Genomic DNA, 15,766 nt, shown 5'->3' with positions numbered 1-15,766 from the left:
CGACGCGCTTGGGCACGGCTGTCAGAAGTCGAACGTGATGTTGGCGAACACCTGACGCCCGATCGCGCTGTAGCTGCTGGCGAAGTATGGCCAGGCGGTGTGCGAGTCATCACGCGGCGGCATTTCATCGAGCAGGTTCAGCACGCTGATGCCCAGCGTCACGTCATCGGTGATGCGACGCGAGACGTCGGCGTTCCAGATCACATAGCCCGACGTACGGCCCGGCAGTACATTGCCGTTGTAGTTCGGCCGACTGCCGTAGCGATACCCGTAGAGGCTGGTGTTCCAGGCGTCGTTCGACCAGCTGGCGCGCCAGTTGGCGCGGCTGCGCTGGCTGTTGTATTCCACCGTGCTGCGCACGTCGCGGGGCGCTTCGTCGCCGAATTCCGCGACCTCGAACTCGAGCACGTGGGTGTACCCGGCCTGCAGGTTCAAGTCGCCCCAGCGACCGAGTTCGAGGCCATAGCGCAGCGAGGCGTCGAGACCTTCGGTCCGCATCAGCGATGCATTGATCGGATAGGTCGCGAAGCGGGTGATGCGGCCATCCGGATTGAGGTCGGAGACCACGCGCTCCACCGCGCCGGCGTAGAACTGGCAGGCCTGCGAGTTCGTGTCGACGGCGCCACCATCGCGATCCTGGCCGAGACGGCAGTTGGCTTCCTGCTCGAGGTAGTAGCTGTTCGACAGCGCCTGCACTCGACCTTCGAGCTCGATGCGGTACCAGTCGACGCTCGCCGACAGGTTCGGCAACACGTCCCAGACGATGCCCAGCGTTGTCGACTTGCCCTTCTCCTCCTCGAGCAACGGATTGGAAGACTGGGTGAGATAGGTCTGGTAGTTGAACGCCGCGTTGCACTCGGGCGATTCGGCGGCGATGCCGTTGAGGCGACACAGGTATTCGTCGTCGACGAACGGATTGGAGCCGGTGGTGCCCGCATAGATCCACAGCAGATCGGGCGCGCGGAAGCTCGTCGCATGCGCGCCGCGCAGCAGCAGCTTGCGGAACGGACGCCATTCCAGGCCCGCCTGCCAGGTGACCGCGTCATCGACGGACGTGATGTCGTCGTACTTGTCATAGCGACCGGCGAGTGTCGCTTCCAGGCTCGCGAACACCGGCACGCGGAACTCGAGACCCAGCGCAAAACGGTCACGCGGGCCGCCGCCGGGTGTGCTGGTCAGGTTGTAGACGCGGTCGGGCCCGGTGTAGTCGACGGTCGTGCGCGGATCGGGCGTCAGCGCATAGTCCTGCTTCGCGGCTTCGACGACTGCGGCCATCTGCAGCGGGCCGGCCGGCAGATCGAACAAGGGACCACTGAAGACGAACTGCGCCTGGTCGGATTTCGACACGCCCTCACTGACCACCGTCGTGGTGAGCTGGTCGTACAGCGCGGCCGAGCCGGGCGCGAACAGGCGATCGGTGTAGAACTCGCGGATCTCGTTGCCGTCCGGCGCGATACCCAGCACCGGCCCCATGTAGTAGTCGCGCACGGCGCGGGTGAGGAAGCGCGGGCGCGTGGTCGTGATGTCGAAACGCGACGAGGTCAGGCTCGCGTCCCAGTCGAAGCGGCCGGCGGCCAGCGTGCCGCGCAGGCCGGCGTTGATCGTCCACGCGCGTTCGTCGTATTCGATGTACTTGGTGCCGCCCACTTCATCGGGCAGAAAGATGCGCTGCGCAGTCACCAGCCCCAGCTCTGGATCGCGCACGGTGAACGGCCCTTCGCCGATGTAGTAATGCGTCTGGCTGGAACTCTTGTCGTTGGAGTCGCTGCCGAGCAGCTGCACGTAACCGGTGACGGTTTCGCTGAAATCGAAGCTGCCCGATACGTAGGCCGACGTCTTGCCGTAGGCGTTCTGGATCGACCGCGCGTTGTAGTAGTCGAGCGCGCCGCAACGGTTGGGCGTGGCGACCGAGGCCGCCGAATGAAACGGCACGAAATCCGGATTGGTCGCGTCGCAGGCCTCGAGCATCGCCTGGTCGGACAGCGACAGCCCGCCGGCATCGGTGCGCCACAGATAGTTCTGGCCTGCGCGGAAATACACGCCACTGATTGACGCGGTCGGTCGCTCGGGATTGGTGCGGTACTGCGGATGCGCCAGGTACGTGAGATCGCGCTGCGAGGCAACGATCTCCTCGCGGTCCAGCCGCTCCAGTGCATACGTCAGGCTCCAGCGATCGCCCGTGCGCCCGCCGGTCCACTGGAACAGACCGGTGTCGCCGCCGCCCTGCGTCGTGGTCCCGCCGCGCAGACGGATGGTGTCGCCGCTGAAATTCTCTTTGGTGATGATGTTGACCACGCCGGCGACCGCATCCGAGCCGTAGATCGCCGAGGCGCCACCGCTCATGACTTCGATGCGCTCGATCGCAGCTGCCGGAATGCTGCCCAGACTCACCGCCGTGCCGTTGGAACCGTAAGGCTGCGGATAGTCGGCCAGGCGCTGTCCATTGAGCAGGATCAGCTGATAGCCCGGCCCCAGTCCGCGCAGATTCATGAACTGCCCGTTGGGCGAATTGCCGGTCTGGTCGGATTCGTTGAGCGTGTTGCCGGTGAACTGGGTCAACGTGCCCAGCGATTCCCAGACCGTGCTGAAACCCTGTTTCTCGATGTCCTCGGCGGTGATCACCGTGACCGGCGCCGGGCCTTCGATCTCGGTGCGAGCGATACGCGAACCGGTGACCTGCACCTGATCCAGCGTACTGACGCGTTGATCAGCAGGCGACGACTGCGCAAGCGCGCTTGCCGGCGCCGCAAGCGCCAACAGCAGCGCAGCGCTCAGATAATGGAAGACGGGCGGGTGCTGCGTGGGCTGGCAGGACATGCGTGACGGACTCCCCTGGTGGCATGACGATACGGCGCACATAACCGGCAGGCACGCCGGTACAGCGCATCGAACACAACCCGGCCGCCCCAAGGGCCCCTTACCGGACGGGTATGACCAGGTGATTACCACCCGTTCCGAATCGATGTCAATCGATGCGCCGCCTTGTCCCGGGGCGAAAAGCAAATACTCTCGAGTGCTCGACCGCAGACCGGTGCGCCGCTTCGCGCGCATCGACGCAGGAGCCACGATGCGTTTCAAACCCCTGTCCCCATTCGCCACGCGGTGCATGCTCGCCACGCTGCTGACCTTGGCTGCGTTGTTGCCGGCACCCGGCGCCACCCAGGCTGCGTCGCCCGCGAGTGTGATTCCCGGCCTTGCCGCGCCGATGTTGTCGGCGGACTTCTGGATCGCCCGCCTCGACGCGCCCGACGCCCTGGTCCTCGATGCAGTCGCGATCGATGCGCAGAACGCGGCGATGCGCCGCGACGACGCCTCGATTTATGACCCGCTCGCCCTGCCGGCACAGCTCGACCAGGGCACGGTCGTCGACTGGATTGAAGCGTTGTCGAAGCGCCCGACGACGCCCCGGTTCACTATGGCGGGGGCCGTCGATGCCGCAACCGTTGACGCCTGGATGCACGCGCTGGCGCTCGACGCCCTGCCCGCGCAGGTGACGCCCCGTTTCGGTCTGGTCGTAGGCCGCGCCGACCTGCGCGCGTTTCCCACCGTGACCCGCGTCTTCAGTCGTCCCGAGGACACCGATATCGACCGCTTTCAGGAAGATGCCCTCTTCCCCGGCGCGCCGGTCGCGGTGCTGCACGCCAGCCGCGACGGCGACTGGCTGTTCGTGGTCAGCGAGCGCTACCGCGGATGGGTCGGTGCGCAGCATGTGGCAATCGGCACGCGCGACGCCGTCGCCGGGTACGCCGCGCGTGCGGCCGCAGGCATCGTTGTCACCGGCGCCACCGCACGCACGGTGTTCACGCCCGAGGCGCCTGCGGTCTCGGACGTACAGCTCGAAATGGGCGTGCGTGTGCCGCGCGCCGATTGGGATGCGAGCCGCGTGCTGCATGGCCAGGTGCCGGCCTTCGGCGACATCGTCGAACTGCCGGTGCGCGGCGAAGACGGCACGCTGTCGTTTGCGCCGGCACTCCTGCCGGCGTCGGCGGATGTTGCCGGCGACGTGCTGCCGTATACGCGCGCCGCGCTGATCCGCCAGGCCTTCAAGTTCCTCGGCGAACGCTACGGCTGGGGGCATGCGTACAACGCGCGCGACTGCAGTGGATTCGTCTCGGAGATCTACCGCGGCTTCGGCATTCTGCTGCCACGCAACACCAGCGCGCAGGCGACGAGTCCGGCCTTGAACCGTATCGAGGTGCCGGCCGATATGCCCTATGCACAGCGCCTGCAACTCCTCCGCGAGGCCGAGGTCGGCGACATGGTGTTCATTCCGGGCCACGTGATGATGGTCATCGGCCACGTCGACGGTGAGCCCTGGGTGATCCACGACACCGCCGGCATGAACGTGCGCAACGCCAGCGGCGCGATCGCGCGCCTGCCACTCAACGGTGTCGTGGTCACGCCCATGACGCCGATGCTGTCGGGTGAAGACGGCACCACCATCCACCGCATCACCAGCATCCAGCGCGTGCGCTGACGCGCGCGCCTCACCGGACACGCCGATGAAGATCACCGACATCCAGCTGGGCATGGTGCGCGTGCCGCTGAAGACGCCGTTCAAGACCGCGCTGCGCACGGTGGAGCGCGTCGACGACATCATCGTGACGATCCACACCGACACCGGCCACATCGGCTACGGCGAAGCCGCGGCCACCGCGGTGATCACCGGCGATACCCACGGCTCGATCGTCGCGGCGATCTCCACCGTCATCGCGCCGCGGCTGGTTGGCCGCGAGATCGCCGATCTCAACGCGCTGACGCGGCTGGTGCAGACCGCGCTGGAACGCAACACCAGTGCCAAGGCCGCGGTCGAGATCGCGCTCTACGATCTATTCGCGCAACTGCACGGCGCGCCGCTGTACCGCATCCTCGGCGGCGGCGATCCGGTAATCAGTACCGACATCACGATCAGCGTCGACGCAGTCGACAAGATGGTCGCCGATGCGCTGTCGGCGGTGGAGCGCGGCTTCGGCGCGCTGAAGATCAAGGTCGGCAAGGAGCTGCGCGTCGACCTGGAGCGCATCCGCGCGATCCACGCCGCAGTCGACGGCCGCGCCCTGTTGCGGCTCGACGCCAACCAGGGCTGGACGCCGAAGCAGGCCGTGCACGCGATGCGCCAGCTCGAGGACGCCGGCATCGAACCCGAGCTGCTGGAGCAGCCGGTCAAGGCGCACGATCTGGCGGGCCTCAAATACGTCACGGACCGCGTGCACGTGCCGGTGATGGCGGACGAAAGCGTGTTCGGTCCGATCGAACTGATCGAACTGATCCGCATGCGCGCAGCCGACATCGTCAACATCAAGCTGATGAAGACCGGGGGTCTGTCGGACGCGATCACGCTCGCCGACATCGCCGGCCTGCACGGCGTGGACTGCATGATCGGCTGCATGATCGAAACCAGCATCAGCGTCGCCGCGGCGGCGCATCTGGCCGTGGCCAAATCGGACGTGATTACCAAGGTCGATCTTGATGGACCGTCGCTGTGCGCGTGGAATCCGGTCGAGGGCGGTGTGACCTTCGCCGATGCCGAGATCTCGATCGGCGATGCACCGGGCCTGGGCATCGTGTCGATACGTGGCCTGCAGCCCATCGCCTGCTGACCATGCAGCTGGCCTCGCGACTGCTGAAGGTCCGCGCCGAAAGGGACCAGCACGCGCGATCGAGCGCCGCGTCGCTCCGTGCCGGAGAACACGCATCAGGTGCGCGACGACGGAGCATTCGCCGCCACGCCCCGCGTCTGCCCATCGAACGCAACAAGGACTGGAGAGACGCTCGCACTGGACGATGTGCCAGAGCCGGAATCCCGGATGCGTCGACCTCGCGCGCCTGGACGTCCGCTGGCCGCGACGTACGATGTGTCGTCGCAGGTCGCGGCAACGTCTGGCCGGAGTCGCCCTGTTCGCCCCCGTCAACGCGCGCCCCGCACGATGTCCCCCCGGCAAACGCTACGTGCCCGCCATCTGGCGCGCAGGCGCCAGCCGCTCGATCCATGCACCCAGAGGACGCTTTCATGCCCCGACTCCATCGACGCGCCGGCTGTATCGCGATGCTGCTGGCCACTCTGCTGCTCGCCGCCTGCAGCTCCACGCCCACCCCCGGCGCAGCGCCTTTGGCCGGCGCGCAGCAGCTCGTCGTCGTGACGTCCGCCGACTGGGACGCTGCGCAGGCGCGCATGCAGCGCTTCGAACGTGACGGCGACGGCGCCTGGCGCGTGGTCGGCGAGGCAGTGCCGGTGATGCTGGGCCGCAGCGGCAGCGGCTGGGGGATCGGCCTGCATCCGGCGCAGGCGAGCGAGCCGCAGAAGCGCGAAGGCGACGGCCGCGCGCCCGCCGGCGTGTTCGCGATCGGCGAAGCGTTCGGGTATGCGCCCGCGGGCGTGGGCGCGCTGCCCTACCTGCCGATGCAGGCCTCGCATTACTGCATCGACGTGCCCACCTCGCCGCTCTACAACCGCATCGTCGACGAGCAGGACGTCGGCTCGGCCGCAGTCGAAGGCTCAAGCGAGCGCATGCGCCTCGACCTGCACAACGACGGCGACGTGCGCTATCGCCAGGGCTTCGTCATCGAACACAACGCGAACGGTGAGGCCGGCCGCGGCAGCTGCATCTTTGCCCACCTGCTGCGCCGCCCCGACGAGACCACCGCAGGCTGTACCGCGATGAGCGATGCGGCGATGGATGCGCTGCTACGCTGGCTGGATCCGGCGCGCACGCCGCGCTTCGTATTGTTGCCCGAAGCCGAATACGCGCGCCTGCAGACTGCCTGGCAGCTGCCGGAACTTTCCCAATGAGCACAGCAGCGCCACTGGTCTCGCGCATCGCCACCCTGGACGACCTGGCGGCGGTGCTGGACATGATGCGGGCCTTCTACATCGAGGACCGCCTGTGCTTCGACGACGTCGCCACACCGCGCGCGGTGTCGGCGTTGCTGTCCGATCCCGGCTGCGGCGCACTGCTGCTGCTCGGGGCGGACGGCAACGATGGCTACATGGCACTGACCCGCGGCTTCAGCCTCGAACAGGGCGGTCACCACGCGCTGCTCGACGAGCTCTACATCGCACCGACCGCGCGCGGCCGCGGACTCGGCGCGCAGGCACTCGAGATCGCCAGTGCACAGGCGCGCCTCTGGGGCATGGCCGTGCTGCGGCTCGAAGTGCATCACCACAATCCGCGTGCGAAGGCGCTGTACCTGCGTGCGGGCTTCGTCGACGGCATCCGCGACACGCTCGCGCTCGATCTGGGCACGCACAGCTGATGCAGCGCAGACCGCGTGATCGTCGCGCCGCATGGCATCCTGCGGTGGTCCGTCGAATCGACCACGCGCCATGACCGAAGCTGCTCCCGCACGTCGCCCCTTCCCCGCCTCCATCCGTGTGCTGCTGGCGCTGCTGGCCGGCGCGGTGGTCGGCCTCTCACTGGCGGCATGGAACCCTGACACCGCATTGCGCGTCGCCGAGTTTGCGCAACCCGTCGGCAAGCTGTGGCTCAACGCGTTGCAGATGACCGTGGTCCCGCTGGTCGCGGCGCTGGTCGTGGTCGGGATCAATGGCGCGGCGGATGCAGCCGCCTCCGGTCGCAACGCGCGCATGGCGATGGCCACGTTCGCGGTGCTGCTGGCGGTCTGCGGCACCTTCGCCGCGATCGCCGCACCTGCCCTTTTGTCACTGGTGCCACGCGACGAATCGCTGGTCGCCGCGTTCCGCGCCGCCATCCAGGCCCCTGAAGTGCTGCCACAGGCGCCCAGTTTCGGCCTGTGGATCACCAGCGTAATTCCGAGCAACGCGATCGCCGCGGCAGCCGCGAGCGCGATGTTGCCGTTGGTCGTGTTCTCGATGTTCTTCGGCTTCGCGCTGACCCGGCTCGAACCCGAGCGCCGGGAACGCATGCTCGACCTGGTGCGCACGATCGGCGACGCGATGATCGTCGTCGTGCGCTGGGTGCTGTGGGCTGCGCCGGTCGGCGTGTTCGCGCTGGTGCTGGCGGTGTGCGCGCATGTCGGTCTCGGCGTGCTGACCGCATTGGGCTACTACATCGCATTGCAGTGCGTGCTGTATGTGGCGATCACCGTATTGATGTATGGGGTCGCTGTGACCGTCGCCGGCGAGCGCCTGTCGCGTTTTGCCGCAGCCCTGCTCCCGGTGCAGGCGATCGCCGCGAGCACGCAGTCCTCACTGGCGTCGCTGCCGGTGATGATCGACAGCGCGCGCAACCGTCTGGGCTATCCACTGGCGGTGACCTCACTGGTGCTGCCGATGGCCGTCTCGCTGTTCCGCATCGCCAGCCCCACGCAGTACCTGAGCGTCGTGGTGTTCATTGCCTGGATGTACGGTGCGGCGCTGGGCCCCGCGCAACTTTCGATCGCAGTGGGTCTGAGCATCGTCATCAGCATGGGTTCGGTCGGATTGCCGGGCCAGGTGAGTTTCATGACCAACAACCTGCCGGTCACGCAGGCGATGGGCCTGCCGATCGAACCGCTTGGCGTGTTGCTTGCCGTCGACACCCTGCCTGACGCCTTCGCCACCGTTGCCAACACCACCGCCCACGTCACCGCGACCGCGGTCGTCAGCCGATACAGCGACGCCTCGGCTTCTACGGACCTGCCAGTGGCATGACCTGGACCCTGTTGCACAACCCGCGCTGCTCGAAATCGCGCGCCGCGCTCGACCTGCTGCAGACGCGCGGCATCGATGCCGATGTCGTGCGCTATCTGGAAACGCCGCTCGACGCCGACGCCCTGCGCACGCTGCTGCGCCGCCTCGACATCGCGCCGCGCGCCTTGCTGCGCACCGGCGAGGACGCCTATCACGCACTCGGTCTCACGGATGCGACGCTCGAAGACGACGCGATCATCGACGCGATGGTGAGGCATCCCGAGCTGATCGAACGACCGATTCTGGTGCGCGGAGAGCGTGCGGTGATCGGCAGGCCGACCGAGCGGTTGCTGGACCTGCTGGACTGAAGCCGGCGTCCTTTCTGTAGGAGCGCGCTCGCGCGCGAAGAGCAGCGCGGCGAACCGCCCATCGCGCGCAAGCGCGCGCCTACACGGTCAGCGATGGCGCGTCAGTGCGTCCGCTTTGCGACATGCATCGCCGACGCACGCGCAGGCGGCGCGAAGCTGTCGGCGCGGGCGCTGGGCCAGAAGGTCTTGAACACCGCGTGCTCGGGCACGCCGGTCAGCAGTTCGCCCGGCTCGAGGAAGCGGTACAGCGCAGCCAGCGACCGCACTTCCGTCGGCGAGACGCGGCGCAGGATGTGCTCGGGACCGATCTGCATGGGATGCTCCAGCCCGGCCGCGCCGATCATGTCGCGTAGCGCCTTGAGTGTGTTCTGGTGGAAATGGAACACGCGGTCGGCCTTGTCCGGCACGTCGAGCAGGCGCCAACGCGCCGGATCCTGCGTCGCGACGCCCGTCGGACACTGGTCGGTATGACAGGTGCGCGACTGGATGCAGCCCAGCGAGAACATGAAACCGCGGCCCGCGTTGCACCAGTCCGCGCCCATTGCCAGGGTGCGCGCGATGTCGAAACCGCTGGTGATCTTGCCCGCCGCGGCGACGCGGATGCGGTCGCGCAGTCCGATACCGACCAGGGTGTTGTGCACCAGCATCAAGGCTTCCTGCAGCGGCAGGCCGACATGGTTGATGAATTCCGACGGCGCCGCACCCGTGCCGCCCTCGGCGCCGTCGACGACGATGAAGTCCGGCAGGATGCCGCTGTCGAGCATCGCGCGCGCGATGCCGAACCACTCCCAGGGATGCCCGATCGCGAGCTTGAACCCGGCCGGCTTGCCGCCCGACAGCGTGCGCATGCGGTCGACGAATTCCAGCAGGCCGAGCGGCGTGGAGAACGTGGTGTGCGCCGCTGGCGATTCGCAGTCCTGGCCGACGGGAATGCCGCGCGTCTCGGCGATTTCCGGCGTGACCTTTGCACCGGGCAACATGCCGCCATGGCCGGGCTTGGCGCCCTGCGAGAGTTTCAGCTCGACCATGCGCACCTGCGGCTCGGCCGCGTGACGCGCAAACAGGTCTTCGTCGAAGCGGCCCTTGGCATCGCGACAGCCGAAGTAGCCCGAGCCGATTTCCCAGACCAGATCGCCGCCGTGCTCGCGGTGGTAATCCGAGATCGCACCTTCGCCGGTGTCATGGAAGAAGTTACCGCGCTTCGCGCCCAGATTCAGCGCCCGGATCGCATTGGCCGACAGCGATCCGAAGCTCATCGCCGAGATGTTGAACACGCTGGCGGTATACGGCTGCGCGCGTTCGTCGCCGACCGGCACCCGGAAGTCGTGCGACGCGGCGTGCGCGGGCACAAGCGAATGATTGATCCACTCGTAATGCGGGCCGTACATCGGCAGCTCGCTGCCGAACGGCACCACGTCGCTGACGTTCTTCGCACGCTGGTAGACCAGCGCACGCTGCTGGCGCGAGAACGGCACCTCATCCTGGTCGTCCTCGATGAAGTACTGGCGGATTTCCGGGCGAAAGGCTTCGAGCCCGTAGCGGAAGTGCGCCATCAGCGGATACGTGCGGCGCAGCGTCGCGCGTTTCTGAAACAGGTCGACCGTGCCCAGCGCCGACAGTGCGAGCAACGGCACCGCGACGATCGCCCAGCCCAGTGACTGGTGCAGCGACGCCATGGCGATCGAGACCAGCGCCAGGACGACGCAGAGTGCGAATGCGAGATAGCGGACCATCGGGCTCCCTTGAGAAAAGCCGCGGGTACAGGGCCCGCAGCACGCCGTCCTTCGCAGACGGCGGTCAAATCCAGCTGCAGGCCATCGGGCCAGTGCTGCACGTTGTACGCATGGTAGGTAGCGTTCTGTCACGGGGCCAGTGGAAACTGAATGTTCCGTTGTGCGCCCGCCCGCTTCACGGCGATTTGGCGGTGCGCTGCCTACTGTCACTGCAGATCCCACGCGTCAGTCGAACCGCCATGTCGCAGCTTCCCTATAACCCTGTGGTCCTTGCGGAAATGACGCGGGCCGCGCATGCCGATCGGCCGGGTGCCGACTGGCATGAGCTCGAGCCGGTGTTGCGCGCGCAATGGGAGCGGATTCCGCGCGCGGTCGAGTGGGATCAGGCACGTCCGGAGGCGGCGGCGCACTTCCGCACGATGTGTGGACTGCCTGATGCAGCGCCGGTTGTCGGATTCCAAGCCACCGCCGCGGCGCGGAGGGCAGACGCATGATCTCGCCACGGACGATCTGGCGCGTTCTGGTGATGCCGGTCTACATCCTGATTACCGGCGGTGTCTTTGCGCTCGCACTGCGCAACACCACCGGTTCCATCCTCTCGCCGCTCGCCGCGCTTGCGCCCTGGGTCATGATGATCGCCGCGGCGATGGCGCTGCTCTTGATTGTGGGCGTCGCACTGCGCTGGCGGCGCCGACTGGGTGCAGTGCGACGCGTGCGCGCTGCACGCGGTGGTGCCGGGAAGACCGGCTGGGAAGAAGATGGCACCGGGGTCGTGCATCACCCCGGACCGGGCTGAACTGCACGACTCAGAGCGGTTCGGCGATGTGGGTGGTATTGCCGCCTGCGCGTTTGGCCTGATAGAGCGATGCATCCGCGCGCGCGAACCAGTCCTGCCAGTCGCGTTCTGCCGCCAGCATCGCGCCGCCCACCGCCACGGTGATCTGCCCGCCTGGGCCGGTGAGCCGGGTTGCGACTGCTTCGCGAACTCGGTCAGCCGTGCGCGTCAGCGCCTGCTCTGACGATGCCGGCAACACCATCACGAACTCCTCGCCTCCGAACCGGTAAACGGCATCGCCCTGCCGCAGTTCCTCGCCCAGCAAGGCTGCAAGATCCATCAGCACCGTGTCGCCGGCGGCGTGGCCGTAGGTGTCGTTGACCGTCTTGAAACGGTCGATATCCAGCACCAGCAGGCCGATGCGCCCCGACTGGCCGGTCGCGATCGCTTGCTGCAGATCGGCTTCGAGCATGCCGCGGTTGGGAATGCGCGTCAGCGGATCGACGCTCGCCAGCAACTCCAGCGAATCGCTGTGGGTGCGCAGCCGGCGCGCGAATACCATCGAGAATGCGTAAACCAGCGACCAGGTCACCAGCGTACTGACGTGATAGGGCCCCACGTCGCGCCAGAGCAGCGTCGCGGACGCGCACAGCAGCAAAGCGGCGCCGCTCCATGTCGCGACGCGCAGCGGCGCCAGGTAGTAGTTGGTCATCAAGACGACATAGACCCAGCCGCTTGCCGCCGGCCCGATGGTCAGGAATGCGAGGATCGCAAAACCGGAATTGAGCACCACCATCCATGCGCCCGCGCGCTCGGTGTGGCCTTCGCGCCAGGCCAACCCCACGACCGCGACCACCGTGAAGACCACGCCGGCGTCGAGCGCCGCAATGGTCCAGTCGCCCCGCACAAGGCGCCAGACCAGAAAACTGCCGACCACGACCGAGGTCACCGACCCCAGCAGGGTGATGATGGTCAGTCGAAAATCGTTACGCAGTCTCGCAATCATCGTGGCCGCACCCATTCCGGAGGTGCGCCGCAGCGCACCCTTCCCGCTCGCCGACCCAGTTCTGTGCCTGCTGGGGCGAAACCCTGAACCGCGGACGGGGACGCGACCGTGAAAGGCGAGCGCCGATCCGCAAGCGGGACGACGAATTGCGAAGTCGGCCTGCAGAATGAAGCGACCGATGATGGTGCCCGGAGCCGGAATCGAACCGGCACGACCTTGCGGCCAACGGATTTTAAGTCCGGTGCGTCTACCAGTTTCGCCATCCGGGCAGGCGATCGACAGCGTGCCGCAGCGCGCCGCCGATTGAAACCGCCGCGCACGACCGCCGCAGCGCCAGATACGAAAAAGCCCCGCATCTGCAGGGCTTTTCGAACTGGAGCGGGAAAAGGGGCTCGAACCCTCGACCTCAACCTTGGCAAGGTTGCGCTCTACCAACTGAGCTATTCCCGCTTGGAACCGAATTGTAACCCGCCTGCGCCCTGTGTGGTGCGCCGGCTGGAGGCCTGGGTCGGAATCGAACCGGCGTACACGGATTTGCAATCCGCTGCATAACCACTCTGCCACCAGGCCGGTGACGCCGTGCAGGACTTTGGGTCCTGTCGACAAAACGAAACCCCGCGTACAACCCGGGGCGTCGTCTTCGAAACTGGAGCGGGAAAAGGGGCTCGAACCCTCGACCTCAACCTTGGCAAGGTTGCGCTCTACCAACTGAGCTATTCCCGCTTGGGAGGCGAAATTCTACTCATCGCCACCGGGGTGTCAATACTTGTTCTTTTCCGCGGCGCGCATGATCGGCCATGCAGCACGCAGATACAGCAGGCCGGACCACAGCGTCAGCATCGCCGCGATCGCGAGCAGCCAGTCGCCGATGATGAAGATCTCGCGGCCCAGCCACGGCAGCGGACGCGGCGGCTGGTCGGGCGTCACCGAATACAGCAGACACAGCAGCGCGACCATCTGCGCGACTGTCTTGATCTTGCCGATCGCCGCGACGCGCACGGTCGCGCGCTGGCCGAGTTCGGCCATCCATTCGCGCAATGCGGACACCGCAATCTCGCGGCCCACGATCACCGCCGCCCAGAACGCCATCCAGGGCGTCGGGTGGCCCTGCACGATCAGAAACAGCGCGACGGCAACCATCAGCTTGTCGGCTACCGGATCGAGAAATGCGCCGAATGCCGAGTACTGGTGGTACTTGCGCGCAATCCAGCCGTCGAGCCAGTCGGTGATCGACGCGAACGCGAACACCAGCGCAGTGGCGAAGTTCGTCCACTGGAACGGGAGGTAGAACACCAGCACCAGCACCGGGATCAACATGATCCGCATCAGTGTGATCCAGGTGGGAATCGTGAATTTCATCGGACGCCTGTGGGGGATTCAGTCGTGTCCGGCGCCTGGGCCGGGGTCGAGCCCGTGTAGGGTCGCATAGATGCGCTGCGCAAGCGCCGCGTTGACGCCCTCGACCTGGGCGATCTGCTCGGCACCGGCGGCCTTGAGCCCACCCAGACCGCCGAAATGCTTCAGCAGGCTGGCGCGGCGGCGGGGGCCGATGCCGGGAATGTCCTCGAGCCGGCTGGTCGTGCGTGCCTTCTGACGGCGTCCACGATGACCGGTGATCGCAAAACGATGCGCCTCGTCGCGCACCTGCTGCACAAGTTGCAGGCCTGGCGATGCCGCGCCGGGCTTGAGCGCGCGCCCATCCGGCAGCAGCAGGGTCTCGTCACCGGGCTTGCGCGCCTCGCCCTTGGCCACGCCGACCAGGCAGATGCCGGTGATGCCCAGCGTGTCGAGCACCGCGCGCGCCTGCGCGACCTGGCCGGTGCCGCCGTCGATCAGCAGCACGTCGGGCAGGATGCCTGCGCCTTCCGCGGCCGCAGGCACGTCGGTGCCCGCCTCCACAGCCGCGACCTCGGCGGCGCGCGCATCGGCGGCCTTGCGAAAGCGCCGGGTCAGCGCCTGATGCATCGCCGCGTAATCGTCGCCCGGTTCGATGCCGGCGATGTTGTAGCGCCGGTACTGGCCGCGCACCGGACCGGCCGCGTCGAACACCACGCATGAGGCGACCGTCGCCTCGCCCATGGTGTGGCTGATGTCGAAACACTCGATGCGCTGCGCGAGCTGGCTGAGCCCGAGCATCTCGCGCAGCGATTCGGCGCGCGCGTTCTGCGCCGCTTGGCTGCTCATTTCCGTCGCCAGCGAGATCTCGGCGTTGCGGCGCGCAAGATCCACGTACCGCGCACGGTCGCCGCGCACGCTGGTCTTGATCTGCACGCGGCGACCGGTGGATTCGCTGAAGGCCTGTTCGAGCAGCGGCACGTCCTCGATCGCGCGGTCGAGCACGATTTCGCGCGGCGGCGTCTGCTCGGCGTAGTGCTGGGACACGAACGCGGCCAGCACCTCGGCCGGATCGTCGCTGCCATTGGTGCGCGGATGAAACGCGCGCGTGCCCAGGTTGCGGCCGTCGCGGAACGCCAGCAGCAGCACGCAGGCCTGACTGCCCTGCATCGCACAGGCGAGCACGTCGAGTTCGGCGACCTTGCCGTCGACGTACTGGCGCGCCTGCATGCTGCGCATGTTGCCGAGCAGATCGCGCAGGCGCGCGGCGTCCTCGAAGTCGAGCTTTTCGGCCGCGGCCTCCATGTCGCGCGTCACTTCCCGGGTGAGTTCGTCGCTGCGTCCGTCGAGGAACAACGACGCGCGGCGCACGGCATCGCCGTAATCCTGCGCCGAGATCATGCCGACGCAGGGCGCGGTGCAGCGGCCGATCTGGTGCTGCAGGCACGGCCGCGAGCGGTTGCGGAAGACGCTGTCCTCGCAGTTGCGCAGCTTGAACAGCTTCTGCATCAGGTTCAGCGTTTCGCGCACCGCGGTCACGCCCGGATACGGACCGAAGTAACGCCCGGCCACGTTGCGCGGGCCGCGATGCACGGCAATGCGCGGCCAGTCGTCGCTGGTCACCAGCACGTAGGGATAACTCTTGTCGTCGCGCAGCGAGACGTTGTAGCGCGGCTTGAGCGACTTGATGAGCTGGTTTTCGAGCAGCAGCGCTTCGGCTTCGCTGCGCGTGACCGTGGTTTCCATGCGCGCGATCTGCGCGATCATCGCCATCGTCCGGGTGACCTTGGGCGATGCGTTGAAATAGCTGGCCACGCGCTTGCGCAGGTCCGCGGCCTTGCCGACGTACAGGACGGTGTCGTCCGCCGCATACATGCGGTAGACGCCCGGTGCGGTGCTGAGCCCAGCGACGAACGCCTTGCCGTCGAACATCACCCCACCACCGCTTGCCTTGCGCGG

13 protein-coding genes and 4 tRNA genes are annotated in these 15,766 nt (G+C 67.2%); 8 read left to right on the top strand and 9 right to left on the bottom strand.

What is annotated here, in order from left to right; translation table 11 throughout:
• Nucleotides 1-21: 21 nt before the first annotated feature.
• Entirely contained in the window at nt 22-2,817 is a 2,796-nt protein-coding gene (locus J2W68_RS06965; protein ID WP_310233962.1) for a TonB-dependent receptor plug domain-containing protein, read from the bottom strand.
• Nucleotides 2,818-3,067: 250 nt separating this feature from the next.
• Between J2W68_RS06965 and J2W68_RS06960 the strand changes: the two genes are divergently transcribed.
• The 6 genes from J2W68_RS06960 (at nt 3,068) to arsC (ending at nt 8,958) form a co-directional block, all read left to right on the top strand.
• Nucleotides 3,068-4,477, top strand: coding sequence for an SH3 domain-containing protein (locus J2W68_RS06960; RefSeq protein WP_310233958.1), 1,410 nt, complete (start codon nt 3,068-3,070; stop codon nt 4,475-4,477).
• A 25-nt stretch (nt 4,478-4,502) separates the two neighbouring features.
• The gene (locus J2W68_RS06955; RefSeq protein ID WP_310233956.1) at nt 4,503-5,600 is read left to right on the top strand and encodes a dipeptide epimerase; all 1,098 of its coding nucleotides are present in this window, start codon (nt 4,503-4,505) and stop codon (nt 5,598-5,600) included.
• 410 nt (nt 5,601-6,010) lie between these two features.
• Nucleotides 6,011-6,790 (top strand): L,D-transpeptidase family protein, encoded by a 780-nt coding sequence (locus tag J2W68_RS06950; protein ID WP_430539682.1) that lies wholly within the window; start codon nt 6,011-6,013, stop codon nt 6,788-6,790.
• A complete protein-coding gene (locus J2W68_RS06945) occupies nt 6,787-7,254 on the top strand; it encodes a GNAT family N-acetyltransferase (RefSeq protein WP_310233955.1) in 468 nt (155 codons plus the stop codon). Before J2W68_RS06950 ends, J2W68_RS06945 begins: the two co-directional genes overlap by 4 nt.
• A gap of 70 nt (nt 7,255-7,324) precedes the next feature.
• Nucleotides 7,325-8,611, top strand: coding sequence for a dicarboxylate/amino acid:cation symporter (locus J2W68_RS06940; protein WP_310233953.1), 1,287 nt, complete (start codon nt 7,325-7,327; stop codon nt 8,609-8,611).
• The gene (gene arsC, locus J2W68_RS06935; RefSeq protein ID WP_310233952.1) at nt 8,608-8,958 is read left to right on the top strand and encodes an arsenate reductase (glutaredoxin); all 351 of its coding nucleotides are present in this window, start codon (nt 8,608-8,610) and stop codon (nt 8,956-8,958) included. Before J2W68_RS06940 ends, arsC begins: the two co-directional genes overlap by 4 nt.
• Before the next feature lie 101 nt (nt 8,959-9,059).
• Here the strand turns inward: arsC and J2W68_RS06930 are convergent, their stop codons facing one another.
• On the bottom strand, nt 9,060-10,634 hold the full coding sequence (locus J2W68_RS06930) for an FMN-binding glutamate synthase family protein (protein ID WP_430539687.1): 1,575 nt from the start codon (nt 10,632-10,634) through the stop codon (nt 9,060-9,062).
• Nucleotides 10,635-10,930: 296 nt separating this feature from the next.
• Here J2W68_RS06930 and J2W68_RS06925 point away from each other — a divergent pair, with 296 nt between their 5' ends.
• Together J2W68_RS06925 and J2W68_RS06920 are read left to right on the top strand one after the other, a co-directional pair.
• Nucleotides 10,931-11,185 (top strand): hypothetical protein, encoded by a 255-nt coding sequence (locus J2W68_RS06925; protein ID WP_310233946.1) that lies wholly within the window; start codon nt 10,931-10,933, stop codon nt 11,183-11,185.
• 32 nt (nt 11,186-11,217) lie between these two features.
• Nucleotides 11,218-11,487, top strand: a complete 270-nt coding sequence (locus J2W68_RS06920; RefSeq protein ID WP_310233944.1) for a hypothetical protein — start codon at nt 11,218-11,220, stop codon at nt 11,485-11,487.
• Between the two features lie 10 nt (nt 11,488-11,497).
• On the opposite strand, the gene J2W68_RS06915 is transcribed toward J2W68_RS06920, so the two are convergent.
• The 7 genes from J2W68_RS06915 to uvrC all read right to left on the bottom strand — a co-directional run bounded on the left by J2W68_RS06915 (nt 11,498) and on the right by uvrC (nt 15,739).
• Nucleotides 11,498-12,472 carry a GGDEF domain-containing protein gene (locus J2W68_RS06915; protein WP_310233942.1) on the bottom strand — a complete coding sequence of 325 codons (975 nt, stop codon included), beginning with the start codon at nt 12,470-12,472 and terminating at the stop codon, nt 11,498-11,500.
• 182 nt (nt 12,473-12,654) lie between these two features.
• Nucleotides 12,655-12,741: transfer RNA gene (locus J2W68_RS06910), tRNA-Leu, on the bottom strand.
• Nucleotides 12,742-12,846: 105 nt separating this feature from the next.
• Nucleotides 12,847-12,922: transfer RNA gene (locus J2W68_RS06905), tRNA-Gly, on the bottom strand.
• A gap of 46 nt (nt 12,923-12,968) precedes the next feature.
• Nucleotides 12,969-13,042: transfer RNA gene (locus tag J2W68_RS06900), tRNA-Cys, on the bottom strand.
• Between the two features lie 77 nt (nt 13,043-13,119).
• A tRNA-Gly gene (locus J2W68_RS06895) sits at nt 13,120-13,195 on the bottom strand.
• A gap of 36 nt (nt 13,196-13,231) precedes the next feature.
• Entirely contained in the window at nt 13,232-13,831 is a 600-nt protein-coding gene (gene pgsA / locus J2W68_RS06890) for a CDP-diacylglycerol--glycerol-3-phosphate 3-phosphatidyltransferase (protein ID WP_310233938.1), read from the bottom strand.
• Nucleotides 13,832-13,849: 18 nt separating this feature from the next.
• Nucleotides 13,850-15,739 carry an excinuclease ABC subunit UvrC gene (gene uvrC, locus J2W68_RS06885; RefSeq protein ID WP_310234467.1) on the bottom strand — a complete coding sequence of 630 codons (1,890 nt, stop codon included), beginning with the start codon at nt 15,737-15,739 and terminating at the stop codon, nt 13,850-13,852.
• Nucleotides 15,740-15,766: the final 27 nt, after the last annotated feature.

The organism is Luteimonas terrae (assembly GCF_031457535.1).
Lineage (GTDB): Bacteria > Pseudomonadota > Gammaproteobacteria > Xanthomonadales > Xanthomonadaceae > Luteimonas > Luteimonas terrae_A.
Note: the sequence above shows the minus strand (reverse complement) of the source record. Positions and strands in the feature narration are given on the sequence as shown.